This is a genomic window from Mesorhizobium atlanticum (assembly GCF_003289965.1).
Taxonomy (GTDB): domain Bacteria; phylum Pseudomonadota; class Alphaproteobacteria; order Rhizobiales; family Rhizobiaceae; genus Mesorhizobium; species Mesorhizobium atlanticum.
Genome location: NZ_QMBQ01000003.1, coordinates 353,538 through 379,536, shown reverse-complemented (window position 1 = coordinate 379,536; position 25,999 = coordinate 353,538). Strand labels below are relative to the sequence as shown.

Annotated in this window: 19 protein-coding genes; 9 read left to right on the top strand and 10 right to left on the bottom strand. The window is 64.1% G+C overall.

The features are described from left to right. Window positions 1-99 precede the first annotated feature (99 nt). The 9 genes from DPM35_RS11515 to DPM35_RS11475 form a co-directional block, all read right to left on the bottom strand. Complete coding sequence (locus tag DPM35_RS11515) at window positions 100-855, bottom strand: FkbM family methyltransferase (protein ID WP_112127405.1); 756 nt, start codon at window positions 853-855, stop codon at window positions 100-102. Further along, window positions 852-2,084, bottom strand: a complete 1,233-nt coding sequence (locus DPM35_RS11510) for a hypothetical protein (protein ID WP_112127404.1) — start codon at window positions 2,082-2,084, stop codon at window positions 852-854. Before DPM35_RS11510 ends, DPM35_RS11515 begins: the two co-directional genes overlap by 4 nt. Before the next feature lie 13 nt (window positions 2,085-2,097). Beyond that, complete coding sequence (locus tag DPM35_RS11505; RefSeq protein ID WP_112127403.1) at window positions 2,098-3,573, bottom strand: aspartate aminotransferase family protein; 1,476 nt, start codon at window positions 3,571-3,573, stop codon at window positions 2,098-2,100. 23 nt (window positions 3,574-3,596) lie between these two features. After that, a complete protein-coding gene (locus DPM35_RS11500) occupies window positions 3,597-4,604 on the bottom strand; it encodes an NAD-dependent epimerase/dehydratase family protein (RefSeq protein WP_112127402.1) in 1,008 nt (335 codons plus the stop codon). Further along, window positions 4,601-5,050, bottom strand: a complete 450-nt coding sequence (locus DPM35_RS11495) for an EamA family transporter (RefSeq protein WP_112127401.1) — start codon at window positions 5,048-5,050, stop codon at window positions 4,601-4,603. The genes DPM35_RS11500 and DPM35_RS11495 overlap by 4 nt, the downstream gene beginning before the upstream one ends. 123 nt (window positions 5,051-5,173) lie before the next feature. Continuing rightward, window positions 5,174-6,526 (bottom strand): FAD-binding oxidoreductase, encoded by a 1,353-nt coding sequence (locus DPM35_RS11490; RefSeq protein WP_112127400.1) that lies wholly within the window; start codon window positions 6,524-6,526, stop codon window positions 5,174-5,176. Then, window positions 6,526-7,959: a UbiA family prenyltransferase gene (locus DPM35_RS11485; protein ID WP_112127399.1), complete on the bottom strand. Its 1,434-nt coding sequence runs from the start codon at window positions 7,957-7,959 to the stop codon at window positions 6,526-6,528. The genes DPM35_RS11490 and DPM35_RS11485 overlap by 1 nt, the downstream gene beginning before the upstream one ends. A gap of 259 nt (window positions 7,960-8,218) precedes the next feature. Further along, window positions 8,219-8,482, bottom strand: a complete 264-nt coding sequence (locus DPM35_RS11480; protein ID WP_112127398.1) for a hypothetical protein — start codon at window positions 8,480-8,482, stop codon at window positions 8,219-8,221. Between the two features lie 309 nt (window positions 8,483-8,791). Beyond that, window positions 8,792-11,281: a mechanosensitive ion channel family protein gene (locus tag DPM35_RS11475; RefSeq protein WP_112127781.1), complete on the bottom strand. Its 2,490-nt coding sequence runs from the start codon at window positions 11,279-11,281 to the stop codon at window positions 8,792-8,794. 193 nt (window positions 11,282-11,474) lie between these two features. Between DPM35_RS11475 and DPM35_RS11470 the strand changes: the two genes are divergently transcribed. From DPM35_RS11470 to DPM35_RS11450, 5 genes are all read left to right on the top strand, one after another. Next, entirely contained in the window at window positions 11,475-12,734 is a 1,260-nt protein-coding gene (locus DPM35_RS11470) for a sarcosine oxidase subunit beta (protein WP_112127397.1), read from the top strand. Window positions 12,735-12,804: 70 nt separating this feature from the next. Continuing rightward, a complete protein-coding gene (locus DPM35_RS11465) occupies window positions 12,805-13,098 on the top strand; it encodes a sarcosine oxidase subunit delta (RefSeq protein ID WP_112127396.1) in 294 nt (97 codons plus the stop codon). Then, the gene (locus DPM35_RS11460; RefSeq protein ID WP_112127395.1) at window positions 13,095-16,088 is read left to right on the top strand and encodes a sarcosine oxidase subunit alpha; all 2,994 of its coding nucleotides are present in this window, start codon (window positions 13,095-13,097) and stop codon (window positions 16,086-16,088) included. The genes DPM35_RS11465 and DPM35_RS11460 overlap by 4 nt, the downstream gene beginning before the upstream one ends. A 7-nt stretch (window positions 16,089-16,095) precedes the next feature. Beyond that, complete coding sequence (gene soxG, locus DPM35_RS11455; protein ID WP_112127780.1) at window positions 16,096-16,683, top strand: sarcosine oxidase subunit gamma family protein; 588 nt, start codon at window positions 16,096-16,098, stop codon at window positions 16,681-16,683. A gap of 205 nt (window positions 16,684-16,888) precedes the next feature. After that, complete coding sequence (locus DPM35_RS11450; RefSeq protein WP_112127394.1) at window positions 16,889-18,331, top strand: MFS transporter; 1,443 nt, start codon at window positions 16,889-16,891, stop codon at window positions 18,329-18,331. 27 nt (window positions 18,332-18,358) lie between these two features. Here the strand turns inward: DPM35_RS11450 and DPM35_RS11445 are convergent, their stop codons facing one another. Beyond that, entirely contained in the window at window positions 18,359-19,063 is a 705-nt protein-coding gene (locus tag DPM35_RS11445) for a nitroreductase (RefSeq protein WP_112127393.1), read from the bottom strand. A 236-nt stretch (window positions 19,064-19,299) separates the two neighbouring features. Here DPM35_RS11445 and DPM35_RS11440 point away from each other — a divergent pair, with 236 nt between their 5' ends. From DPM35_RS11440 to DPM35_RS11425, 4 genes are read left to right on the top strand one after another with little or no spacing between them, the layout of a single operon-like run. Beyond that, a complete protein-coding gene (locus tag DPM35_RS11440; RefSeq protein ID WP_245431500.1) occupies window positions 19,300-19,887 on the top strand; it encodes a helix-turn-helix domain-containing protein in 588 nt (195 codons plus the stop codon). 18 nt (window positions 19,888-19,905) lie between these two features. After that, on the top strand, window positions 19,906-22,359 hold the full coding sequence (locus DPM35_RS11435; RefSeq protein WP_112127392.1) for a GcvT family protein: 2,454 nt from the start codon (window positions 19,906-19,908) through the stop codon (window positions 22,357-22,359). Next, window positions 22,359-23,540, top strand: coding sequence for a pyridoxal phosphate-dependent aminotransferase (locus DPM35_RS11430; protein ID WP_112127391.1), 1,182 nt, complete (start codon window positions 22,359-22,361; stop codon window positions 23,538-23,540). Before DPM35_RS11435 ends, DPM35_RS11430 begins: the two co-directional genes overlap by 1 nt. Further along, window positions 23,537-25,984, top strand: a complete 2,448-nt coding sequence (locus tag DPM35_RS11425) for a GcvT family protein (RefSeq protein ID WP_112127390.1) — start codon at window positions 23,537-23,539, stop codon at window positions 25,982-25,984. The genes DPM35_RS11430 and DPM35_RS11425 overlap by 4 nt, the downstream gene beginning before the upstream one ends. The last annotated feature ends 15 nt before the right edge of the window (window positions 25,985-25,999 follow it).

Genomic DNA, 25,999 nt, shown 5'->3' with positions numbered 1-25,999 from the left:
CAATATGCAGAGGACGGGGATCGGGCTACCGCCTGTTTGCGACACGTCGCAGGTGCGCCGCGACCCCGCGTCCGGACTCGGTCCGGAATGGAATTCCGCTCAGGCGAAGGCCCAAATGTCCTCAGCCTGGAAGCCGACATGGTAGCCGGCCGTCTTCAGCTTGACCACGACCTGGCCGACCTCGGCGGCAGGCAGCGCGCCGACCTCGATCTTGATCATGCCGGGGCGATAGCGATCCAGGTCAAGCTGGTCGAACACCATCCAATCCGCGCCTTCGCAATCGACGAGGAATGCGTCGATGTGGGTGATGCCGTTGCGGTCGAGCAGCGTCCGCAAGGTTTCCGACGGCACCTCGATGTCCTTCAGATGCGGCGCGAACTTGTTGAAGTTGGCGTCCGCCTCGCCCCAGGCGTTCTTGCCCGACATCAGATTGGTGTCGGTGACCGAAGAGCAGCCGATGAACTCGATCGGCAGCGTACCGGCTTCAAGCGCGGCGGCATCGAAGGTGTGGACGGTGATCGTGCCCTTGCTCCTGGTAACGGCCACCGGCTCGATGACGAAGCGCGTCGCATCCGGATAATTGGCCCGCAGCCGCTTTTGATTGTAGGGAATCGGTTCGACCAGCATGGCGCGCGCGCCGGGGATCCGGTGCAGCCAGGGCGTCACGTCGTCGAACAGCGCGCCGTCGCAGGCGCCGACATTCACCATCTGGAACGGCCGGCCACCGCCGAAACGGGCCTTCAAGGCAGCTTTGGCGAGGAATTTCGTGCCGTGCAGCGCCGGGCCGCGATCGAGCAGGCCTGCCGGGAGAACGAGCGACAGCAGGATGCGCGCGAGGCTGGACAGCGAGCTCATGACTTGTCTCCGGAAATGACCTGCAGCGCCGCGCGGCCCCCGCCTTGGCTTGCGGCCGCCCAAAGGGCCATCAACGGCGAGGCCAGCAGCAGGAAGGGCGGCAGGAGATTGGGGAAATAGATGCGGGTGTCGTGGATCGGGAAGACGGCGAACTTCGCCAGCACGCCGAGCACCAGCGCCGCAAGCAGGATGCCGGCGCGACGTTCCAGCCGGAAGCCCGCGCGCTGAAGCCCATACGAGCCGGCCAAAGCCAGGACGGACACACCGACCCAGCTGTTGATGGCAACGGCGCGAACCACCGAGGCAGCGAATGCCTTCAGATAGGCGGCTATCGAGAACGGCGGCTCGAACCCGTCCATGTTGTAATGCTGTTCGATGCTTGAAAACCAAAGATGCGGCCACCAGCCGGGATGTTGCGCCCAGTGCGAAATGGCGAAATAGGCGACAAAGGAAGCAACGAAACCGGCCAGCACGCCCCATGCCTTCTCACGGAAAGCGACGAGCAGCACAGCGAAGATTGCGAGGAAGACGATGTTGTCGGGCCTGGCCATGAAAGCGAGGAAAAGCAGGATCGCCGTCGCCGCCTCGCGCCTGCGCATATGGGCGAAGAGCCCGCCGAGGAACAGCGCCGAGCACAGTAGGTCTGGCGTCGAAGCGCGCGCCGCATCGCCGAAATCGGCCATGATCAGGATCGCGCCGACGACCGGCGCCAGCGGCAACGCGCCTTCCGCACGCAGCCAGGCGAGCGTGATGGCGCCGAACAGCAGCACCGAAACCACCTGCACCAGCCGCATGGCCTCGACCGGCGAGACGACATGGCTCAGACTCGACAGGATCTCCGCATAGAGGAACTTGATCCGGTACATGCCGAGCAGCGAATGGAAGTCGGTGGCATTCTGCGCCATGTGGCTCCGGAACCCGCCGCCGTCATCGGTCAATGTCTTGTAGTCGCCGGCGGACACGCCGGCCTTGACCGTGCCGTAGGTATAATCATGCAGCGCCTGCGGATCGGGATAGGCGCCCTCCTCGGCGATCGCCAGATAAGGCAGCATGTCCCAGTTGGCGTCGGGCATGAACCACGCAGTCGCCGCAGTCAGCAGGATGTAAAGCGAAAACGCTATCGCACCGATCGATGCCGCCCATTTCGCGTAAGTCCCCTCGCCCAACGCCAGGCCGGCGCCGGTCAGCCGTTCCAGCGGATTGGTCGGAGCGGAGGGCCTGGTCAGCATGCTCGGCGGCCTCTTATTTACCGACCTGGCTTTTCACGAAATCCTTCACGATCGCCACGATGCCGCGCGACAACAGGCTGTCGAAGGCGTCGACGAAGCGGTCGACATGCTCGGGCCCGCAGATCAGCGGCGGCTCGAGCCGGATGACGTTGCGGTTGTATTCGGTGAAGGCGACGAGCACGTCGTAGTCGCGCAGCAAAAGCGAGCCGACGAAGCCGGACAGCGAGCCCTTCAGCTTGTCGTCGAGCACGCTCACCACCGGGCGCAGCACCATCGGCAGGGTCTGCGAGAAATCGTGGAACTCGAGCCCGATCATGAAGCCCTTGCCGCGCACGTCCTTGATGATCTTGGGGTATTTTTCCTTCAGCACCTGCAGGCGCTGCAGAAGGTACTCGCCGGTCGAGGCGGCGTTGTCGATCAACCCTTCGTCATACAGGACATTGATGCCCTCGATCGCGGTGACGCAAGCCTCGCCCATGCCGCCGAAGGTCGCCATGGCGTGGATCATCGCCGTCTTCGGCGTGCCATAGGCCTTCATGTAGACATCGCGCCTGGCGATCATGGCGCCGACCGCCGCTTTGCCGGCGCCCAGCGATTTTGCCAGCGCGGTCACATCCGGCACCACGCCGTAATGCTCGAAGGCGTAGAAGCGGCCGGAGCGGCCGTAACCGCATTGCACCTCGTCGGCCACCCACAGAACGCCGTAGCGGTCGCACAGCGCGCGCAGCTTCTGCCAGTATTCGGCGGGCGCCTGGATGATGCCGCCGCCGCCCTGGATGGTTTCCAGCACGATGACACCGATCTCGGGATTGCTCTTGAACAGCCGCTCGACGGCATCGATGTCGCCGAAAGGAACCCGCACGACATTGTCGGCGACCTTGAAGTCGGCGCGGTAGAGCTGGCCGTCGGTGATCGCCAGCACGCCCTTGGTCTTGCCGTGGAAGGAATTCTCCGCATAGACGATCTTCGGCCGCTTCGGGCCTGCCGCGCGCTCGGCGAGCTTCACCGCCGCTTCCATGGCTTCAGAGCCCGACGAGCCTAGGAACACCATGTCGAGGTCGCCCGGCGAACAATTGGCGATGTTATGCGCGAGCGCCGCCGCATATTGCGACATGAAGGCGATCGCGATCTCCTGGCGCTTTTCCTCCTGGAATTTTCTCCGCGCTTCCAGGATGCGCGGATGGTTGTGACCGAAGGCCAGCGAGCCGAAGCCGCCGAAGAAGTCGAGGATCTTGCGGCCGTTCTGGTCGATGTAGAACATGCCCTCGGCGCGCTCGATCTTGACCTTGTGGAAGCCGAGCAGCTTCATGAAATGCAGCTGTCCGGGATTGAGATGCGCCTTGAACAGGTCGGTGATGCGGGCGACGTCCATCGCCTTGGCCTCTTCGACGCTGATCAGGTCGGGCTTGGGGATCGAAGTGGGCGAAAGCGCCGGCGCCTCGACCAGCGTGCGCGTGCCTGTCTGTTCCGGCTTGGCCATGACGGTCATCTCGAAATTCTCCCCTCGTCGCCTTACTCGGCAGGCACATGTCTGGTGGCGACGGCGTGGCCGTCCTTCTTGGCGCGGTATTCGCTGTAGGCGGCGATCAACATGTCCTCGTCACGATATTGCGGCACCCAGCCGAGCTGGCGCTCGGCCTTGGACACGTCGAGCACGCATTCCTCGTCGGCGATCAGATACTGTTCCGGGTCCATGATCGGCATGTTGAGCAAATCGAGCAGGTCGAGCGTGCGCTTGACCGCCCAGCCGGGCGTCGGCAGCAGGATCGACTTCGAGCCGGCATGGCGGATGAGATCGCCGAGCAATTTTTTGACCGGCGGCGGATTGAGCGAGCCGAGATTGTAGGCCTCGTTCGGCACGCCGGCCTTCCAGGCCGCGCGGGCGGCTTCGGCGCAGTCGAACACCGAGATGAACTGGTAGGGATTCCTGCCCGAGCCGATCATCGGCACCGGCAAATTCCAGTCGATCAGCTTGAACAGTTTTTCGAGGATGCCGAGCCGGCCGGGACCGATGATGAGGCGCGGCCTGAACAGCGAGATCGACATGCCGCGCTTGCGCCATTCGGCAGCCAATTCCTCGGTCTTGAGCTTCGACAGACCATATTCGCCGAGCGGCGCGACCGGGTGGTCCTCGGTCATCGGCAGCACCACCGTGTGGCCGTAGATCATGTCGGTCGTGTAGTGGACGAGCTTCGAGGCGCCGGCCTTGTCCATCGCCTGGATGATATTCTCGGTGCCGTGGAAATTCACCGGAAAGAAGAAATCATGCCGCTTGGCGCGCACCTGGATCGGCGAGAGCATCTTGGCCGACAGATTGTAGACCATGTCGTCCGCCCTGAGCCCGACCGCCGCGACCGAGGCCGGATCGGTGACATCGCATGTGATGAAGCGCATCGAGCGGTAATGCGGTAAGTCGCTCTTGACGATGTCGGCGACAACGACAGCCTCGCCGTCGGCCACGAGCTTGGGGGCAAGGTGACGGCCGACGAAGCCGTCGCCGCCGAAAATCACATGTCTCATCGAACGATCTCGCTTGTGCCGATCTTGTCGGGATTGATGGATGCGGTCTGCTCCTCGTGTCCGCGCCCACCCATTTCACTGCCACTTTGGGCGATCAGGATCGTGCCGACGCAGATGCAGGCGATGCCGGCGATGCGCCAGCCATTGAGATCCTCGCGGAAGACGAAATAGGCAAAGATCGCCACCGCGACATAAGCCAGGCTGAGGAACGGATAGGCGAAGCTGAGCTCGACCTTGGACAGCACATAGAGATGCGATGCCATCGAGATGACGAAGGTGCACAGGCCAAGGAACACCCAGGGGCTGAACACGATCTGCAGCAGCTTGACGAGCGGATTGACGCCGTCGAAGGAAATCGGCCCCATCGACATCATGCCCTGCTTCAGCATCAGCTGTGCCGCGGCATTAGTCATGACCGTGAAGAGAATAAAGATTATGTATTTCATTGTTGCCACCCCGCCCCTCGGGCGGTCCTATTACAAACCTGCAAATATTTCGTGAAGTCGCGACCTTATTTTGATTAAAGCATGGCGTAACACTTTATTTACCATGATCTATTCGATTTTTATCTATTCCGCCGCTTCAGCTACCCCTTGTCCGATCTCCAATCTCATGGCGGTACGCGCCCAGAAGCTTGATAGGAAAGCCGGGTCGCGAAGCGCCTCCAGCCGCTGCCATTGCAGGAACGACGCAGCGAATGTCTCAGGCCCCATCCTGGCGTCCTTGTAGGGGTTGACCGCCCCGCCCGCCTCGACCGTGATGCGATCGAGCTGGGCGAGCAGCCGCAACGTCCTTTCGCCCCTGTTGGGGAAATCGAGCGTCAGCGTGTAGCCAGGGCGCGGGAACGACAGCAGCGCCGGCGAGCGGACATCGCCGAAGCGCTTGAGCACCGTCAGGAACGATCCCTGCCCTGCCCGCCGAGCCGCCTCGAGCAGCGCAGGCACGATGCGGCGCGCGTTGGCCTGCGGCACCACGCTCTGATGCTGAAAAAGCCCGCGCGGCCCGTAGAGCCGGTTCCAGTCGCGGACGCCGTCGAGCGGAAAGAAGAAGCCCTGATACCCCGTTTGGCGCGGAACCAGGGACTTGCCCTTTCTCCAACGGTAGGCCGCGTTGAAGATAGTGAGGAACGGCCGATTGAGGACATTGAACGGCGGCTGCACCGGCACCGAAAGCCGGCTGCCGGCATTCGCGGCGGCGTGCGAGCCGTGCTCGGCATGATTGCCGGTGAACAAGAGGCCGCGCCCGCGCCCGTGCCCGCCGGCAAGCTGGTCGATCCACGCGACGGCATATTCGTTGACCTGGTCGGCCGCCTCGGCGAGATCGAAGAATTCGCCGAGATCGCGAAACCGCGTGGCGCTCTCCATGATGTCGAGCGACGGCACCCGCATCAGCTTGATGGACGCCGACAGGATCAGCCCGGTCAGCCCCATGCCGCCGATCGTCGCCCCGAACAGGCCGACATTGTCGGTTTGCGAGCAGCGATAGGTCCGGCCGTCCGACCGAAGCAGCGTCAAGGCCTCGACATGGCTGCCGAAGGTGCCGCGCCGATGATGGTTCTTGCCATGGACGTCGTTGGCGATCGCGCCGCCCAGCGTCACGAACTGCGTGCCTGGAACAACGGCCGGAAAGAAGCCGTAGGGCGCGACATAGGCGATGATGTCGCAAAGCAGCGTGCCGGCATCGGCTTCGAGCACACCGGTCTCGGCGTTGAAGGAGCGGATGCGGTTGAGCGGCCGCATATCGACCACCATGCCGGCATCGTTCTGGCAGCTGTCGCCATAGGAGCGGCCATTGCCGTAGCCGAGCAGCGATCCGGCTTTCCCCTCGCCGCGCTTCAGCAAGGCGATCGCCTCGTCCGCCGGGATCGCCTTGCGCGTCGGCGGCGTCGCCAGTCCGAAGCTGCCGAAGCGACTGTCCCCCATCACCAGCCTCCCGCGACGAGAAAGACCGCGCCGATGGCGACGACGATCTGGCTGCGCCAGTCGCGGATGATGAAGACGACCGGATCGTCATGCATCTCATCGCGCCGGGCGAGGATCCAGACGCGCATCGTCAGGTAGAGCACGATCGGCGCCAGCGGCCATATCAGCCAGGGGTGCGGGTAAAGCTCGCGCACCGCCGGGCTGTCCATATAAAGCGCCAGGACCAGCGCCGAGGAGAAGGCCGACGCCATGCCGGCCTGGGCGACGATCTCCTGGTCCTCGGTGCGGTAGCCGCGGCCGGCGATGCGCTCGCCCGGCGGAATGGCGGTGGTGCGCAATTCGACGAAGCGCTTCACCAGCGCCAGCGACAGGAAGAAGAAGATCGAGAAGGCAAGCAGCCAGAAGGAAACGTCCACGCCGGTGGCGGCCGCGCCGGCAAGCACGCGGATCGTGTAGAGACCCGCAAGCGTCAGCACGTCGATCAGAAGCATGCGCTTGAATGACAGCGAATAGGCGGTGGTGACGACCAGATAGCCTAAAAGCACGCCGAGGAATTCGATCGGAAGGAAGAGGCCCGCCGCGATGCCGATCGCAAGCAGCGCCGCGATCGCGCCCATGCCGAACGGAATGGATAATGCGCCGCTGGCGAAAGGCCGGTTGCGCTTGGTCGGATGCTTGCGGTCGAGGGCCAGGTCGAAGAAATCATTGAGGATGTAGATGGCGGATGCCACGGCGCTGAAGGACACGAACGCCAGCAGGCATTCCCAGATCATGTTCGGGTTGAAATACTCGTGCGACAGCACCATCGGCACGGCGATCAGCGCGTTCTTCAGCCACTGATGCATGCGCAGCATCTTGACGTAGGTCCTGAGCATCGGCTTCGGCGCCGGCATCGCCTCGGCCCGATGCGCTGCCTGCCAGCGCCGGGCGCTGCGGTCGGGCGCCACCACGAGCGCGTTGCGCGCGGCGTCGAAGACATCGAGGTCGTGGCGGCTGTTGCCGGCATAATCGAAGCCCGCGTCGCCGTAGGCGGCGACCAGAGCGGCGCACTTGCGGCCCGAGGTCATGTTATGCGGGCCGTCGGTCGCCAGCACGCGATCGAAAATGCCGAGATGCGCCGCGATCGCCTCGGCGAATTTGCGCGGCGTTCCCGTCGCGAGCACGATCTTGCGGCCCTCCCGATGCTCGGCGCGCAAACGGTCGATCAATTCCTGTCGGTAAGGCAGCGAGGCCGGGTCGATGTCGACGCGCCGGGATATTTCCTGCTTGAGCCGCGCCGGACCGCCGGTCAGCCAGAGCGGCAGCAGAAGGAGATAGAGCGGGTTCTTCTTGAGGAGGATGAACAGGCCTTCCCACAGGAGGTCCGTTGCAACCAGCGTACCGTCGAGATCGACCGCAAGCGGAATTGCGTTCCTGTCCGACCTCGCGTCCATTGTCCTGCCCCGATCGAGCGCAGGATCCCGGAACTCCGCTCCCGGAAGGGATCACGCGCCAATTCAACCCACGCCGTGTGCCGGCGTCCTCGGGGTCAGATATAGCCGGGGATGACGCAGCGAACGTTAAAACGTCCGGTTGCAGGGCATGGTCATGCCGGTTTTTCGGCCGTCATCGTTAAGCGTCGGCTACCGGGAACGATAAAAGGCCGGACATCGGTCCGGCCTTTGCCAACCTACCGCGCCGATCCGTGACGCGTTACTTGATACGGGCGGTCCCGCCCGAAATTTCCACCGTCTCCGAACCGGTCAGCGCTTCGAGGTCACCATTGGGGAGGGTGACGAAGCAGCCGTTCGAGCAGAACTCCACCGTCTCGCCGGCACCGAGCGTCAGCTCGCTCTTGGCGCCGCCTTCGGTCACGACCAGGGTCCGCGTCTGAGCGTCCCTGTTGATCGCGCTGGCGGCGAAAGCCGAACCGCCCAAGGCCAAGAAAGCGATGGCGGCAACGACAGACTTCCACATTGCAATTCCGGTGTTTCACACACCGCCTCTGTTCAAATCTGCAAGGCATTCTCGCCCTTTGCATCGGAGCTTATATGAGATGTTACCTGAACCGCAACTGAATGCCGCATTCATGCCACAATCGGTTTCGGTTGCGCAGGGAACACCCACCGACGGTCAGGCCCTGCCGAAAATGGTGATCTCTGAGAATCGGCCTACGACGACCTAGCTTTCCTAGGGCGGAAACATCTATGAGGCTTCGGCCGGCGAAGGCCGGAAGCGCAGGAAACCGTCATTTGCAGGCCGGCCTCACCCGAATATCGATGCACCTTAGCCCGGATCTGGCTTGCGGCCCCTGCGCTTCATCTTGGCCAGCCGCTCCCGCTCGGCCGCGGCTTCGGCCTCCAGCCGCTGGCGCTCGGCGAATTCGGCCTCGATCTTGTCGTCGTCGATCGGCCACGCTTCGTGCTTGTTCGTCTCGACGACGGCGCGCGGCGTCGACGGGATTTCGATCCTCTCCTCCTCGAAGATATCGAAGATGGCGAAACGGATATCGTTCTGCACGACGCTGCTGTTCATGATGTCGGCAATGAAGACGCGAATTTCGAACTCGAGCGCGGCAGCGCCGAAATTGGCGAAGAGGACGAACGGCTCCGGATTCTTCAGCACCATCGGATGGGCGCGGGCAATATCCGTCAGGATCGCATGGACACGCTTGACGTCGCTGCCATAGGCGACGCCGACCTTGATTTCGACCCGCCCCAGCTTGTTGCGATGCGTCCAGTTGCCGACCGCGTTGTTGATGAGGTTCGAATTGGGCAGGATCACCGACTGCCGCTGGAAGGTCTCGATCTCGGTGGCGCGCACGCTGATCTTGCGCACCGTGCCGCTGACATCGCCGGCGACGATCCAGTCGCCGACCTTGAACGGCCGCTCGGCAAGCAGGATAAGGCCCGAAACGAAATTCGACACGACATTCTGCAGGCCGAAGCCGATACCCAGCGAAAGGGCGCCGGCAACCAGCGCCAGATTGGAAAGATCGATGCCGGCCGCCGAGATGCCGACCAGGCCGGCAATCGCCACGCCGGCATAGCCGACACCGAGCCGGATCGAGTTGCGCACGCCGGCATCGACCTTGCCGCGCGCCATCACCGAGCCGTCCAGCCAGCCCTGGAACCAGCGCGTCAGGAAATAGCCGATGATGAAGACGACGATACCGCTGAGGATGCCGAGGAAAGAGATGGTCACCGAACCGATCGAGACGCCGGTTGCCAGCTTGTAGGCCCAGGCCTCGATATCGCCGGGCTGGAATCCCCACATCAAAAGGATCAGCGGCAGGAACACCACGACGATCATCAGGTTGATGGCGATGCTGACGACCAGCCCGAGCTGGTCGAGGGCGGTATCCTCGTAGCTGGAATTGGCTGACAGCCAGCGCCCGACCGAAGTATCGGCGAAGCCGCCCTCCTCGCCGATCGCGCGCGCCGAAAGGAAGCCGATATAGGCCGTCACCAGGACGGTGCCGGTCACCACGACCTGGAACGAGACGAAAAGCGCAAGACCAATATAGCCGAGCAGTGCCGCGGCAATGGTGAACAGGCCGAGGGCGATGGCAAGGAAACGAAGCCAGGCCGGCCAGGGACGCCATGAGCCATCCTCCGCCTTGAACGGCTTCAACCACCCCATCAGGATCAGGATGACGCCGATGATGATGGTGGCGATAAAGCTCCTGGCGATCGTCAGCGAAAGCGGCGAGCCCATCTTCTCGTTGACGACCGACAGGAAGTAATTCAAGCCGAGCACCAGGGCCATCGCGGTCGCCAGCCCGACGAGCCAGCGCGCCCGCCCCGTCGCGACCGGGATCAGGCGCCAGTTGGGCAGGCGTGGCTCGAGCGCAGCATTGGTCAGCCGGTTGACGCAGAAAACCATGCCGATCACCGTCAGCAGGGCATTGAGGAACGTGCCGATGTCGCCGCGCAGCACATTGTAATAGTTGAAGAAGAACACGGCCGACGCGAAGAAGACGCCGAGCGCCAGGGTCGGCAGCAAGGTCGACCAGAAGGCGACCGACAGCCGGCTGAGATAGGACGGCTCCTCGACGGTTGGGTCGGCTTCGAAGATGCGGCCGAAGAGCCGCCTGCCGCCGATCAAGAGCACGGCCGCCAGCGCCAGCGCCATCAGCGTCGCGGCAAGGATCGCCTGGAACTTGAATTTGAGGGCGAAGCTCAGCCAGGACGACACGGCCTTGTAGAGGCCCGAGAACTGCTCATGCGCGTCGGAAAAGGCCTGCGGGCTCAGCGCGTCGTTAAGATCATAATGCTTGGTGATGACGCTGCGAAAAAGTTCGCTGCGCATGACGGCGATCTTGTCGACCAGCCCGTTGACGCGGATCGACAGATTCTGCGCGCTGGCGACGACCGCGTTGATCTCGGCCTTCTCCGAGGCGAGCGCACTGCGTTCATTGCTGACGATCGCCGGCTCGGGTGGCTGCCCCTGTGCCGGAGGCGGTCCAAGCACTTCGACACGGGCGTTGATGTCGTTGAGGCGCTGGCGGAATGCCAGCGCGCTGGTCAGCGCCGCCCGCGAAATATCCTCGAGTTGCAGGCGGATATCGACAAGCCCCGCATCGTCCTCGTCGGAATCGCTCAGTTTCTTTTCGAGCCCGTCCGTCCTGGTCGTAAGGTCCTGGATGACCTTCGTCTGGTCGGCGATGAGCTGCGACGAGCCGTGGCCGATCGCCTGCGCCGACGCCTCGAACGCCGGCTGACCGAAGACAGCAGCGATGACGACCAAGATCAGGCGTAGCAGTCGGAAAAACATGGCGTTGTGGCGACTCGCGGCCGAAAAATCCTCGAAATTTCCGCCCTTGATAAAGACCGGCCTATCGGGCGGCAAGCCATCCCGGTCGTGCCGGGCGGAGTCGGCCTGTCGAAAAGCGATGGCGCAATCTTGGCTTTGCGCTTCCCGCCTGCTCTATAGTCTCCCGCCTCGCATCATAAGGACGATAGGAAGAATGGCGGAATATTCAGCCTTTTCGCTGCTCAAGAATGCGCTGGCCGGCAACAAGGATTGGAAGCCCGCCTGGCGCAAGCCCGACCCCAAGGCTTCCTACGATGTGATCGTCATCGGCGGTGGCGGCCACGGCCTATCAACCGCCTATTACCTTGCCAAGGAACACGGCATCACCAATGTCGCGGTGCTGGAAAAAGGCTGGCTGGGCTCCGGCAATGTCGGCCGCAACACGACCGCCGTGCGCTCCAACTATCTTTTGCCGCAGAACACCCGCTTCTACGAACATTCGATGAAGCTGTGGGAGAACCTTTCGCACGACCTCAACTACAATGTCATGTTCTCGCAGCGCGGCTGCCTGAATCTCGCGCATACGCCTGCCCAGCTCGACGATTATGCGAGGCGCGGCAACGCCATGCGCCATCTCGGCGTCGACGCCGAACTGATGAGCGTCGACCAGATCAAGCGGCTCGTGCCGGCGCTGGACGTCTCGGGTTCGGCGCGCTTTCCCGTCCTTGGCGGGCTGATGCAGCCGCGGGCCGGCACGGCCCGCCACGACGCGGTCGCCTGGGGCTATGCGCGCGGCGCGGACCGGCGCGGCGTCGACATCATCGAGAATTGCGAGGTCACGGGCTTCCTGCGCGACGGCGGCCGCATCACCGGCGTTTCGACGACGCGCGGCGAAATCCGCGCCAAGAAGGTCGCGCTTGCTGTTGCCGGCAGTACCGGCCACGTCATGCAGCTTGCCGGCATTTCGCACATGCCGATCGAAAGCCATGTGCTGCAGGCCTTCGTCTCGGAATCGCTGAAGCCCATCGTCGACACCGTTCTCACTTTCGGCATGGGTCATTTCTACATCTCGCAGTCCGACAAGGGCGGCCTCGTCTATGGCGGCGACCTCGACGGCTACAACAGCTACGCCCAGCGCGGCAGCCTGCCGATCGTCGATGAGGTGATGAGCGAGATGCTGGCGCTGTTCCCGGGTCTCGCTCGGGTGCGCATGCTGCGCTCCTGGGGCGGGCTGTGCGACATGACGATGGACGGCTCGCCGATCGTCACCACCGGCCCGCTGCCGGGCATGTATCTCAATTGCGGCTGGTGCTACGGCGGCTTCAAGGCGACGCCCGCCTCCGGCTGGTGCTTTGCCTACACCATCGCCAAGGACGAGCCGCACGAGTTCAACGCGCCCTTCACGCTCGACCGCTTCTATCGTGGCCTCATCATCGACGACAAAGGCCAGGGCGCGAACCCGCGGCTGCATTAGGGAACCATGATCCCAAAAGTGGGAACCGGGTTTTGGAACAGATCATGGTCGAACAAGAAGATACAAGACAATGCTGATCACCTGTCCCTATTGCGGGCCGCGCGACGTCATCGAATTCACCTATCAGGGAGACGGCAACCGCGAACGGCCGCAGCCGGCCTCGCAGGATCTCGACGCCTGGAACGCCTATGTCTACGACCGGCTGAATCCGGCCGGCGACCACAACGAGATCTGGCAGCATTCCGGCGGTTGCCGCGCGCATCTGAGGGTCGTGCGCAACACCATCACGCACGAGATCCTGAGCACGGCCTTCGCCCGTGGCGGCCACAAATCTGCCGACAACAAGGCGGAGAGCCGCTCGTGAGCCCGCGTCGCACCGAGACCGGCGGCCGCATCGACCGGCTGCGCACCATCCGTTTCACTTTCGACGGCGCGGCTTACACCGGCCATGCCGGCGACACGCTGGCCTCGGCCCTGCTCGCCAGCGGCGTGACGTTGTTCGGCCGCTCCTTCAAATACCATCGCCCGCGCGGCCTGCTTTCCGCCGGCGTCGAGGAGCCCAACGCGCTGGTGACGGTGCTGCGCGGCGAAGTGCGCGAGCCGAACATTCCGGCCACCATGGTCGAGATCTATGACGGGCTCGTCGCCGTCAGCCAGAACCGCACGCCTTCGCTCGCCTGGGACATCGGCGCCATCAACCAGCTTGGCGGCAAGATCCTGTCGGCCGGCTTCTACTACAAGACCTTCATGGGACCGGTGATCGGTCCGCTGAAGGGCACGCGCTTCTGGATGTTCTGCGAGCATTTCATCCGCCGCGCCGCCGGTCTCGGCAAGGCGGGCGCCGCCCCCGACCCGGCGCGCTACGAGCGCATGAACGCGTTTTGCGACGTGCTGGTGGTCGGCTCCGGCCCGGCCGGCCTGATGGCGGCAAAGGCCGCCGCCGACCAGGGCGCCCGCGTCATCCTCGCCGATCTCGAAGCCCATTTCGGCGGCTCCGCCAACTGGTCGGGCGAAACCATCGACGGCATGCCCGCCGCCGACTGGGCCCAGCGTATGGCTGTGCAGCTTGCAGGCAACGACAATGTGCGGCTTTTGCCGCGCACCACGGTTTGGGGCTATTACGACGGCAACACGCTTGCCGCGCTGGAACGGGTGACCGACCACAAGGAAGCGGCCGCCAAGGGCGAGCCGCGCCAGCGCTACTGGGCGATCCGCGCAGGCACGGTGATTCTTGCCACCGGCTCCTTCGAGAGGCCGCTGGTATTCCCGGGCAACGACCGTCCCGGCGTCATGCTGGCGCATGCGGCGGAGCGCTACGCGGTTGAATATGGCGTGCTGCCTGGACAGCGCATCGCCCTCTTCACCAACAACGACAGCGCCTACCGCTCGGCCGTCGCCTTGAAGAAGGCAGGCGCCGCCATCGTTGCCATCATCGATGTCCGCGGCGACATCTCGAACGAGATGCGCCGGCTGGCGAGCGATGCGGAGGCCGAACTGCTTGCCAGTCACGCCGTGATTGCCACTGAAGGCGGCAAGGCCGTCACCGGCCTCAAGGTGCAGCGCTTCGACGCCATGAGCGGGGCGCTGACCGGCGACGAGCGCAGCATCCATGCCGACAGCCTTCTGATGTCGGGCGGCTGGTCGCCGACCATCCACCTCGCCAGCCAGGCCGGCGCGAAAGCCGGATGGGATCCGGCCAGGCAGGCGTTCCTGCCGCCGAAGCCGACGCAGCGCTGGATCGGCGCCGGCGCCTTCACCGGCAGTTTTTCAACAGCCGAAGCGATTGCCGAAGGCCGCGCTGCCGGTCTTCAGGCTGCCGGCGGCGCAGCATCATCCGCGCCGCTGCCGGTCGTCGAAACCCTCCCGGGCGATCCCGATCCCGCGCCGGTCTTCGAGATCAAGGCCAAGGGCAAGAGCTTCGTCGACTTCCAGCACGACGTGACCGCCGAGGACGTGCGGCTGGCGCATCGCGAAGGCTTCGTCTCGGTCGAGCATCTGAAGCGCTACACCACGCTCGGCATGGCGACGGACCAAGGCAAGAACTCCAACGTGCCGGGCCTCGCCATCATGGCCGAGGCGCTCGGCAAGCCGATCCCCGAAGTCGGCACGACGCGCTTCCGCCCGCCCTACACGGCGGTGTCGATCGGCTCGCTGGCGGCCGAGCGCTTCGGCGATCTCAAGCCCGAGCGGCTGACCCCGATGCATGACTGGCACATCGCGAATGGCGCAAGGATGTATTCGGCAGGCCTCTGGTACCGGCCGATGATCTACGGCCTCCCCGGCGAGACGGTCGAGCAGGCCTACGTCCGGGAAGCCAGGGCGACGCGCGAAAGCGCCGGCATCGTCGACGTCTCGACGCTGGGCAAAATAGCGGTGCAGGGACCGGACGCGGCCGAATTCCTCGATCGCGTCTACACCAACATGTTTTCCACTTTGGCCGTCGGCAAGGCCCGTTACGGCCTGATGCTGCGCGAGGATGGCCTTGCCTTCGATGACGGCACCACCTGGCGGCTTGGCGAGCAGGAATTCCTGATGACCACCACCACCGCCAATGCCGGCAAGGTGATGCAGCATCTGGAATATTTCCTCGATGTCATCTGGCCGGAGTTGAAGGTCACCGTCACTTCGGTCACCGACGAATGGGCGGGTGCCGCGATCGGCGGCCCGAACGCGCGGGCAATCCTTGCTTCCTGCGTCACAGGCACCGCCGTCGACAACGCCACCCTGCCCTTCATGGGCATCGTTCATGGCCGGATCGCCGGCGTGCCGGTGATGATCTGCCGCCTGTCCTTCTCCGGCGAGATGGCGTTCGAGGTCTATTCCGGCGCCGGCTACGGCACCCGCGTCTGGGAAGCGTTGATCGAGGCCGGTAAACCTTTCGGCCTTGTCACCTACGGGCTGGAGGCGCTGGGCACGATGCGCATCGAGAAGGGCCATGTTACCGGCGCCGAGATCGACGGCCGCACCACGGCGCGCGACCTCCATCTCGACTGGATGCTGTCGAAGAAGAAGCCCTTCATCGGCTCGGCCATGATGGATCGGGAAGGCCTGATCGCCCCCGACCGGCTCGAGCTGGTCGGGCTGATCGCCCTCGACAACCGGGCGCTCAATGGCGGCGGCCATATTGTCGAGGAGTTGGACGAGGCCAATCCGCACGACTCGCTCGGACACATCACCGCCTGCTGCTATTCGCCCGCGCTCGGCAAATATATCGCGCTGGCCTTGGTCAAGGGTGGCAAGGCGCGCCACGGAACCCGCGCCTTCGTCTCGGATCCGCTGCGCAACCGGTTCGGGCCGGTCGAGATCGTCTCCAACCATTTCTACGATCCGGACGGGAGCCGCATGCATGGCTGAGCCGCATTTGCCCGAACGCCAGTCGCCGCTCGAGCCGGAGTACAACCCGGGCTCGCACGGCAATTTCGAACATGGCGTCGATGTCATCCTGTCCGAGACGCGGCTGGGCTCGATCCTGCAGCTTGCCGCCTGGCCGGGCGAGGAGAAGCGGCTGATCGAGGTTATCCGCAAGGTCACCGGCCTGGCCCTGCCTGATGGCGCCGGCGGCGGCGTGAACAACGGCGCCCGCGCCGTTTTCGGCTTCGCGCCGGGGAAATTCACCGTGGTGGATGAGGCTGAAGGCCTGGCTCAAGCCTTTGCCGGATTGATCACGCCGGCCATCGGCACTCTCACCGACCTGTCGCATGGCCGTACCGCGATCCGCATCGCCGGCCCGAAGGCCGAATGGGTGATGGCGAAGTTCTTCGCCATCGACTTCGCCCTGCCGGCCTTCCCGCTCGGCGCCGGCCGCTCGACCAATCATCACGACATCTTCGCCCAGATCCAGCGCAGCGGCGCCGACCAGTTCGACATCTACGTGTTCCGTTCTTTCGCGCGCTCGTTCTGGAAGGCGCTGTGCCACGCCAGCGAGGAAGTCGGCTACGAGGTCCAGTAGAGCATTTAAGGTGTGTTGACTCCAGGTCAGGCCAACGCCGGCCCCACCTGAAAATCAACGCATCTTTGGTCCAGCCGCTATCTGGCACTATGGACGACCACAACTGCTGCTTGAGGCTTGGGCCAGCAGGCGCGATAGGTAAGGAATCACGGGCGTTTGCCAAGGCAAACGTCCGCACAGGTAACCAGTTCGACCATACCCTTCCATGACTGTTGAGACTTCGGCGACGGCCACGACCCGCTTTGCTCCGGCGGAAGGTCCGTCGATGCTGTTGCCGGCAACCGTCGCTTGCGGCGTTTTCATGACCAGCCTGGACCAGAACGTCGTGGTCACGGCTCTGCCCGGCATCGGCGAGAGCCTGGATCGTCCGCCAAGCCAGCTTGGCCTTTTGATCACCGTCTATGTCGCGAGCCTCATTGTCACCATGCCGCTCGGCGGCTGGCTCGCCGACCGCTTCGGCCTGCGCAACGTCTATTGCTTCGCGCTGCTCGTCTTCGCCAGCGCCTCGGCCTTGTGCGGCCTTTCGGAAAACTTCTGGATGCTGGTCGGCTCGCGCGCCTTGCAGGGTTGCGGCGGCGCGCTGATGGGCACGCTCGGCCAGGTCGTGATCCTGTCGAGCTTCCCGCGCGACCGCACGCTCAAGATCAACATGTATATCTCGCTCGCCGGGCAATCGGGACCGCTGGTTGGGCCGCTCGTCGGCGGCGCGCTTACCACTTACGTCTCGTGGCGCTGGATCTTCTATATCAACATTCCGATCGCGCTGACCGCGGCGCTGCTGGCCGCCTCGCTCTTTCCGTCAACGACCAAGCCGGTGCGCACGCCATTCGACTTTCCGGGCTTCCTGCTCGTCGGCAGCGGCATGGCCCTGCTGGTCTTCGGCATGGATTCGCTCGCCGCAAAGGGCGCCGCGGGCAGCCTGATCGGCATCGAACTTGGCCTCGCGATCGTCATCCTAGCGGTTGCCTCCTTCTACTGCCTGCGCGCCCGCAACCCGCTGCTCGACCTCAACCTGCTGCGCATCCGCACCTTTCGCATCTCCTTCCTCACCGGCGGTAGCCTCGACACGATCGGCCTCAGCTCCGTGGTCTTCCTCCTGCCGCTGATGTTCCAGCTCGGCTTCGGCATGAGCGCCGTGCAGGCCGGCTCGCTAACCTTCGTCGCCGCGATCGGGTCCCTGATCATGCGCTTCTTCATGCCGCGGCTTCTGAACCGCTTCGGTTTCAGGCGCGTGCTGGTCACCAACACGCCGATCGTGGCTTCTCTGGTCGCCGGCTTTGCCCTGATGCAGGCGAGCACGCCAGCCTGGATCGTTCTGGCCTACATCTTCACTTTCGGCATCTTCCGCTCGGTGCAATGGGCCTCGACCGGCAATCTTTCCTATTCGGACATCGCGCCGGAGCAGCTCGCCCGCTTCAGCGCGCTTTATTACATCCTGTGGCAGCTTGCGGTGGCGATCAGTGTTGGCCTCGCGGCCGCGCTGCTGTCGCTGCTTGCCGGCGGCGGCAAGGCCAGCGTCGACGACTATCGCATCCTGTTCGTCGTCGAGGGGCTGATCACGCTTTGCGCGCTGTCGGCATATCTGCGGCTGACGCCGCGCGACGGCGCCCATGTCAGCGGCCACGGCGCGCAAATGAGCACCGACTGAAAGGCCGAGCTGTGGCCTGCACCGGCATTATTCCGCAAAGGTAACCCAGTCCTCGATTGGCGCGCGGTCGGTGCGGAACTCATTTTCGGGCTTGGACGTGTCCTCGTAGCCGAGCGCCATGCCGCACACCACGATCTCTTCGTCCGGAATGCTGAGCACCGGCCTGATCTGCCGGTGATAAGGCGCGAAGGCGGCCTGCGGGCAAGTATGCAGCCCCCTGCCCCGTGCCGCGACCATGATGTTCTGCAGGAACATGCCGTAGTCGATCCACGAGCCCTGGTTCAGCCGCCGGTCGATGGTGAAGATCATGCCGACCGGCGCATCGAAGAAGACGAAGTTGCGGTCGTGCTGCGCGCGCATCTTGTCGACCTCGCGCCGGCCGATGCCCAGCGCGCCGTAAAGGCCGAAGCCATTGGCGCGCCGGCGCGTCAGATATGGCTCGAAGAACTGGTCGGGATAATAGCGGTACTCGTCCCACTCCGCCTTTTCGGCGCGGATGCCGGAGTTGAGGATCGCGTCACTGATGCGCTGCTTGACCTCGCCCTTGGTCACGTAGACGCGCCAGGGCTGCATATTGGTGCCGGACGGCGCACGCGAGGCGACCGCCAGGATCGCCCGGATCGTGTCGTCATCGACCATATCCGGCAGGAAAGCGCGCACCGACCGGCGCGAGGTGATCGCCTCATCGACGATCTCCGCATCCGACGCGATCCGGATGTTCTTCTCAAGCATGGGTCGTCCCTTTCGGCATGGCCAGAAACCCGCAACCCGGTTTCCTTGACGACCATCCGCAGACTATAAACTAGAACTGGTCTCCGACCGGGCGCCCCACTCGCCGCTCGTGCGCGAGCCTTTGCATCAACAGCCGAAAACGCGCAAGCAAATCTTGTGGCCTATGAAAATCTCCTTGATTTTTTCATGGTTTTACCCTCTCATGAAATTTATCCGGATTTTTTCACGAGAAGCCTTTGAGCTCGACCACGGCCAGATCGGAGCAGGACAATGGCGACCGGCTGCTGGCCGGCGACATCCGCGCGCTACGAAAGGCACGCGGCCTCACGCTGAGTGAAATTGCGCTCAAGTTGGGCCGTTCGGTCGGCTGGGTCAGTCAGGTCGAGCGCGGCCTCTCGGTGCCTTCGGTCGGGGACTTGCGGGCCTTCGCCGACCTCTTCGATGTACCGATCAGCCTGTTCTTCAGTCATGACGTGCCGGCCGAGGAAGAGCGTGGCGTGATCGTGCGCGCCGGCCGCCGCCGCGTGCTTGGCACAAGCGAATCGGGTCTGGTGGAAGAGCTTCTGTCGCCCGATCTCGGCGGTAGTTTCGAGGTGGTGCGCTCGGTGTTCGCGCCCGGCGCAGAGATGAAGGTCGCGGCACTTCGGCCGACCGAGGAGGCCGGATACATCGTCTCCGGACTGTTCGACATCGAGATAGCGGGCGTCTGGCATCGGCTTGGCGAAGGCGACTCATTTCGCTTCGAGGGCAAGCCCTATCGCTGGCGCAATCCGGGCGCCGAGCCGGCGGTCGTCATCTGGGTGGTTTCACCGCCGGTATATTGATTTATTTTGGAGGGAAAAATGGCCGGTTTACCGACCACGGCACGCGTGGTGATCATTGGAGGCGGTGTCGTCGGCTGCTCATCGCTCTATCATCTCTGCAAGGCGGGCTGGACCGACTGCGTGCTTCTGGAAAAGAACGAGCTGACCTCCGGCTCGACCTGGCATGCCGCCGGCAATGTGCCGACCTTCTCATCGTCCTGGTCGCTGATGAACATGCAGCGCTATTCCACCGAGCTTTACCGGGGTCTGGCCGAAGCGGTCGACTATCCGATGAACTACCATGTCACCGGCTCGCTCCGGCTCGCCCATACGAAGGAGCGCATGCAGGAATTCCAGCGCGCCAAGGGCATGGGCCGCTACCAGGGCATGGATATCGACGTCGTCGGCCTCGACGAGATCAAGCGCCGTTACCCTTTCATCGAGACGCATGATCTGAAGGGCGCGCTCTACGATCCGAGCGACGGCGACATCGACCCGGCGCAGCTGACACAGGCCTTAGCCAAGGGCGCGCGCGACATGGGCGCGAAAATCATCCGCTTCTGCCCGGTCACCGGCGTTCGCCGCGAGAATGGCGAATGGGTGGTCGCTACCCCGCAGGGCGAAATTCGCTGTGAGATCGTCGTCAACGCCGCCGGCTACCGCGCCGCCGAGGTTGGAAAAATGTTCGGCCGCGACGTGCCGATGATGGTGATGAGCCATCAGTACATATTGTTCGAGGAGATTCCCGAGCTCGCCGCCTGGACGAAGGAGCAGGGCCATAAGCTGCCGCTGCTGCGCGACGTCGATACGTCCTATTACCTGCGCCAGGAAAAGAGCGGCATGAATCTCGGCCCCTATGAGCGCAATTGCCGCGCGCATTGGGCGACCCACAACGATCCGATGCCGGAGGATTTTTCCTTCCAGCTTTTCCCCGACGATCTCGACCGTCTCGAGCACTATCTCGCCGACGCCGTTGCCCGCGTGCCGATCCTCGGCACCGCCGGCCTGTCCAAGGTGATCAACGGTCCGATCCCCTACGCGCCCGACGGCAACCCGCTGATCGGGCCGATGCCCGGCGTGCCGAACGCCTTCGAGGCCTGCGTCTTCACCTTCGGCATTGCCCAGGGCGGCGGCGCCGGCAAGGTGCTGGCCGAATGGGTGACCGAAGGCCAGACCGAATGGGACATGTGGTCTTGCGATCCGCGCCGTTTCACCAGCTTCGCCTCGGCGCCCGATTATTGCGTCGCCAAGGGCATGGAGATCTACGGCAACGAATACGCCATCCAGTTCCCGCGCCATGCCTGGCCGGAGGGGCGCAATCGCAAGCTGTCGCCGCTGCATGAGCGCATCAAGGCGCTAGGCGGCCAGTTCGACGCCTATAATGGCTGGGAACGCGCCACCTGGTATGCGAGGCCGGGCGACGATACCTCCGAAGAAGCGACGCTCACTTTCCGACGCGAAGGGCCGTGGCACCCGGCCGTGCGGGAGGAATGCCTCGCCGTACGCGATGCCGCCGGCATCCTTGACCTGCCCGGCTTCTCACGCTTCAACCTCGAAGGCCCGGGCGCCGCCGAATGGCTGGCCTTACAGGTCACCGGCCTCGTGCCGAAGCCCGGCCGCATCGGCCTCGTCTATTTCTCGGACGACAAGGGCCGCATCGTCACCGAAATGTCGGTGGTGCGCCATGGCGAGGACCAGATGACGCTGATCACCGCGGCGGTGGCACAGTGGCACGATTTCGAATGGCTGAAGTCGCGCATGCCCGCCGACGCCGCCTTCACGCTGACCGATCGGACGGAGGAGTACTCGACGCAAATCCTCGCCGGCCCGAATTCGCGAAAAATCCTGGCCGAGGTTTGTGACGCCGACTTGACCCTGCCCTGGCTGACGCATCAGGAAACGACCATCGCAGGACGCTGGGCAAAGCTGGTGCGCGTCTCCTTCGCCGGCGAGCTCGGCTGGGAAATCCACACTAAGGTTGCCGACACGACGGCTGTCTTCGACACCGTCTGGGCAGCCGGCCAGAAGCACGGCCTGAAACCCTTCGGCATGTATGCGCTGGATTCGCTGCGGCTCGAAAAAGGCTACCGCGCCTGGAAGGGCGATCTGTCGACCGACTATTCGATCCTGCAGGGCGGGCTGGAGCGCTTCGTCAAATGGGACAAGCCCGATTTCCGCGGCAAGGCGGCTTTGCTCAACGAGAAGCAGCAGGGCGTGAAGAAGCGCTTTGTCACTCTGGTCGTCGAGAACCCAGACGACTGCGACGCGCCCTACATGTCGACGCTCTGGCATGACGGCAAGATAGTCGGCGAGACGACGTCTGGTGGCTGGGGCCACCGTGTCGACAAGTCGATCGCGCTCGGCATGCTGCGCGCCGATCTCACGGAGCCGGGCACGGCGGTCGAGGTCGAGATTTTTGGCGATCGCTTCAAGGCGGTCGTGCAAAATGACGAGCCGCTTTGGGATCCGAAGAATGAGAGGTTGAGAGCCTGATGCCGAAACCGTCGAAGCGCATTACCGGCATCGTGCCTTCCGGCAAGGACGGCTGGGAAGTCCACTCGGCCGCCTGGGCGCGCCAGCAGGCCGGCGAGGACATCATCATGCTGTCGGTGGGCGACCACGACTTCGACACGCCTTCGGAAACGATCGAAGCCTGCGTCAATGCCGTGCGCGGCAGCAACCATCATTATACGCCGCTGCCCGGCCTGCCGCGCCTGCGCAAGGCGATGGCGGCGGCGTCCACCGCTTGCACCGGCATCGAGACGGAACCTGACGAGATCATCGCCACGCAAGGCGGCCAGGCTGCGCTCTATGCCGCCGTGCAGACCGTGCTCGATCCGGGCGACCACGCCATCGTGGTTGCGCCCTACTACGCCACCTATCCCAACACCTTCAGCGCTGCGGGGGCGACATTCACTGTGGTCGAGACGCCTGCGGAAAACGGTTTTCAACCCCGCGCCGACATGATCCGCGCCGCGCTGAAGCCCCACACCCGCGCTATCCTGATCAACACGCCGAACAACCCGACCGGTGCGGTCTATTCGCGCGAGCGGCTCGAGGAATTGGCCGATATCTGCAAGGAGCACGATCTCTGGCTGCTGTCCGACGAGGTCTACTGGACGCTCGGCGGCGGCGAGCACATCTCGCCGCGCTCGCTGCCGGGCATGGCCGAGCGTACGCTGGTCATCAACTCAATGTCGAAAAGCCATGGCATGACCGGATGGCGCATGGGCTGGCTGACCGGCCCGACAGAGATGATCCGGCTGCTCACCGACCTCAACCTGGTGACGACCTACGGCCTGCCCGCCTTCATCTCGATCGCCTGCGCCGAAGCGCTCGAGAACCACTATGGCGTCAAGGAAATCGCCGAGCGTTATGCGGCGCGCCGCGCCCTGATGCTGGAGGCCGTGCGCGGCATGAACGATGTCACCGTGCACGGCTCGCAAGGCGGCATGTATGTCATGCTGGACATTTCCGCCATCGAGCCCGACGATGAGAAATTCGCCTGGGGCCTGCTCGATAAAGAGAAGGTTGGCGTCATGCCGGGGTCGAGCTTCGGCGAGGCCGCCGCCGGCCATATCCGCATCAGTCTCTGCCAGCCCGAGCCCGTTCTCAAGGAAGCAGCACTTCGCCTGCGCCGCTTTGCTTCCAACTACCGCCGCGAGGCCGCATGACCAAGACTGTTCCCACCAAAGCCCGTGCCGTGATCATCGGCGGCGGCGTCTCCGGCTGCTCGGTTGCCTATCACCTGGCCAAGCTCGGCTGGACCGACATCGTGCTGCTCGAACGCAAGCAACTCACCTCCGGCACCACCTGGCATGCGGCCGGCCTGATCGGCCAATTGCGCGGCTCGCAGAACATGACGCGGCTGGCAAAATACTCGGCCGACCTCTACGTCAAGCTCGAGGCCGAGACCGATGTCGGCACCGGCATGCGCCAGGTCGGCTCGATCACCGTCGCGCTGACCGAGGAGCGCAAGCACGAGATCTACCGGCAGGCATCGCTCGCCCGCGCCTTCGATGTCGACGTGCGCGAGATTTCGCCGGGCGAGGTCAAGGAGATGTATCCGCATCTCAATGTCTCGGATGTGGTCGGCGCCGTGCATCTGCCGCTCGACGGCCAGTGCGATCCGGCCAACATCGCCATGGCGCTGGCCAAGGGCGCGCGCCAGCGCGGCGCGACCATCATCGAGAACGTCAAGGTCACCAAGGTCCACACCAGGAACGGTCGCGTCTCCGGCGTCTCCTGGGCGCAGGACGAGGAAGAAGGCACGATCGAGACCGACATCGTCGTCAACTGCGCCGGCATGTGGGCGCGCGAGCTTGGGCGGCAGAATGGCGTCACCATCCCACTGCACGCCTGCGAGCATTTCTATCTCGTCACCGAACCGATCCCGGGCCTCTCTCGTCTACCGGTGCTGCGCGTCCCGGACGAATGCGCCTACTACAAGGAGGACGCCGGCAAGATGATGCTGGGGGCCTTCGAGCCGGTCGCAAAACCCTGGGGCATGGACGGCATCCGCGAGGATTTTTGCTTCGACCAGTTGCCCGAGGACATGGACCATTTCGAGCCGATCCTCGAAATGGGTGTCAACCGCATGCCGATGCTGGGCACCGCCGGCATCCATACCTTCTTCAATGGCCCCGAAAGCTTTACCCCCGACGACCGCTACTATCTCGGCGAGGCGCCGGAACTCGCCGGCTACTGGATGGCGACCGGCTACAATTCGATCGGCATCGTCTCCTCTGGAGGCGCCGGCATGGCGCTGGCGCAGTGGATCAATGACGGCGAGGCGCCCTTCGACCTCTGGGAAGTCGACATCCGCCGCGCCCAGCCTTTCCAGAAGAACCGCCGCTACCTCAAGGAGCGCGTCTCGGAAACGCTCGGCCTGCTCTATGCCGACCATTTCCCCTACCGCCAGATGGCGACCTCACGCGGCGTGCGCCGCTCGCCCTTGCACGAGCATCTCAAGGCACGCGGCGCCGTCTTCGGCGAGGTGGCGGGCTGGGAGCGCGCCAACTGGTTCGCCCGCGAAGGCCAGGAGCGCGAATACCGCTATTCCTGGAAGCGGCAGAACTGGTTCGACAACCAGCGCGACGAGCATCTCGCCGTGCGCAACGGCGTCGGCCTGTTCGACATGACCTCCTTCGGCAAGATCCGCGTCGAGGGCCGCGATGCCTGCGCCTTCCTGCAGCGGCTCTGCGCCAACGACATGGACGTCGCGCCAGGCAAGATCGTCTACACCCAGATGCTCAACCAGCGCGGCGGCATCGAGAGTGACCTCACCGTGACGCGGCTTTCGGAGACGGCCTATTTCCTCGTCGTGCCGGGCGCCACGCTGCAGCGCGATCTCGCCTGGCTGAGAAAGCATGTCGCGGACGAGTTCGTCGTCATCACCGACGTGACCGCGGCCGAAGCCGTCATCTGCCTGATGGGACCGGAAGCGCGAAAACTGATCCAGAAGGTCAGCCCGAACGATTTTTCCAACGAGGCCAATCCGTTCGGCACGTTTCAGGAGATCGAGATCGGCATGGGGCTGGCCCGCGCCCATCGCGTCACCTATGTCGGCGAGCTTGGCTGGGAACTCTATGTCTCGACCGAGCAGGCGGCCCATGTCTTCGAAGCGATCATGGAAGCCGGCGCCGATGTCGGCCTGAAGCTCTGCGGCCTGCATACGCTGGATTCCTGCCGCATCGAAAAGGCTTTCCGCCATTTCGGCCACGACATCACCGACGAGGACAATGTGCTGGAGGCCGGCCTGGGCTTCGCGGTGAAAACGAGCAAGGCCGGTTTCATCGGACGGGACGCGGTGCTCAGGAAAAAGGAAGCCGGCCTGTCGCGCCGGCTGGTGCAGTTCCGCCTGAAAGACCCCCAGCCCCTGCTCTTCCACAACGAAGCGATCCTGCGCGACGACCGGATTGTCGGCCCGATCACATCAGGCAATTACGGCCACCACCTCGGTGGCGCGATCGGGCTTGGCTATGTCCCCTGCCAGGGCGAGAGCGAGGCGGATGTGCTTGGCTCATCCTACGAGGTGGAGATCGCCGGCGAACGGTTTGCCGCGGAGGCTTCGCTGAAGCCGATGTATGATCCCAAGGCGGAGAGGGTGAGGATGTGATCTCTTCCTTCTCCC

Coding starts and splice junctions, on each gene's coding strand:
- DPM35_RS11515 (WP_112127405.1), bottom strand. CDS start 855: ATGAGCTCGCTGTCCAGCCTCGCGCGCATCCTGCTGTCGCTCGTTCTC.
- DPM35_RS11500 (WP_112127402.1), bottom strand. CDS start 4,604: ATGAGACATGTGATTTTCGGCGGCGACGGCTTCGTCGGCCGTCACCTT.
- DPM35_RS11425 (WP_112127390.1), top strand. CDS start 23,537: ATGACCAAGACTGTTCCCACCAAAGCCCGTGCCGTGATCATCGGCGGC.
- DPM35_RS11475 (WP_112127781.1), bottom strand. CDS start 11,281: ATGTTTTTCCGACTGCTACGCCTGATCTTGGTCGTCATCGCTGCTGTC.
- DPM35_RS11470 (WP_112127397.1), top strand. CDS start 11,475: ATGGCGGAATATTCAGCCTTTTCGCTGCTCAAGAATGCGCTGGCCGGC.
- DPM35_RS11495 (WP_112127401.1), bottom strand. CDS start 5,050: ATGAAATACATAATCTTTATTCTCTTCACGGTCATGACTAATGCCGCG.
- DPM35_RS11485 (WP_112127399.1), bottom strand. CDS start 7,959: ATGGACGCGAGGTCGGACAGGAACGCAATTCCGCTTGCGGTCGATCTC.
- DPM35_RS11505 (WP_112127403.1), bottom strand. CDS start 3,573: ATGACCGTCATGGCCAAGCCGGAACAGACAGGCACGCGCACGCTGGTC.
- DPM35_RS11435 (WP_112127392.1), top strand. CDS start 19,906: ATGGCCGGTTTACCGACCACGGCACGCGTGGTGATCATTGGAGGCGGT.
- DPM35_RS11465 (WP_112127396.1), top strand. CDS start 12,805: ATGCTGATCACCTGTCCCTATTGCGGGCCGCGCGACGTCATCGAATTC.
- DPM35_RS11430 (WP_112127391.1), top strand. CDS start 22,359: ATGCCGAAACCGTCGAAGCGCATTACCGGCATCGTGCCTTCCGGCAAG.
- DPM35_RS11510 (WP_112127404.1), bottom strand. CDS start 2,084: ATGCTGACCAGGCCCTCCGCTCCGACCAATCCGCTGGAACGGCTGACC.
- DPM35_RS11480 (WP_112127398.1), bottom strand. CDS start 8,482: ATGTGGAAGTCTGTCGTTGCCGCCATCGCTTTCTTGGCCTTGGGCGGT.
- DPM35_RS11490 (WP_112127400.1), bottom strand. CDS start 6,526: ATGGGGGACAGTCGCTTCGGCAGCTTCGGACTGGCGACGCCGCCGACG.
- DPM35_RS11445 (WP_112127393.1), bottom strand. CDS start 19,063: ATGCTTGAGAAGAACATCCGGATCGCGTCGGATGCGGAGATCGTCGAT.
- DPM35_RS11450 (WP_112127394.1), top strand. CDS start 16,889: ATGACTGTTGAGACTTCGGCGACGGCCACGACCCGCTTTGCTCCGGCG.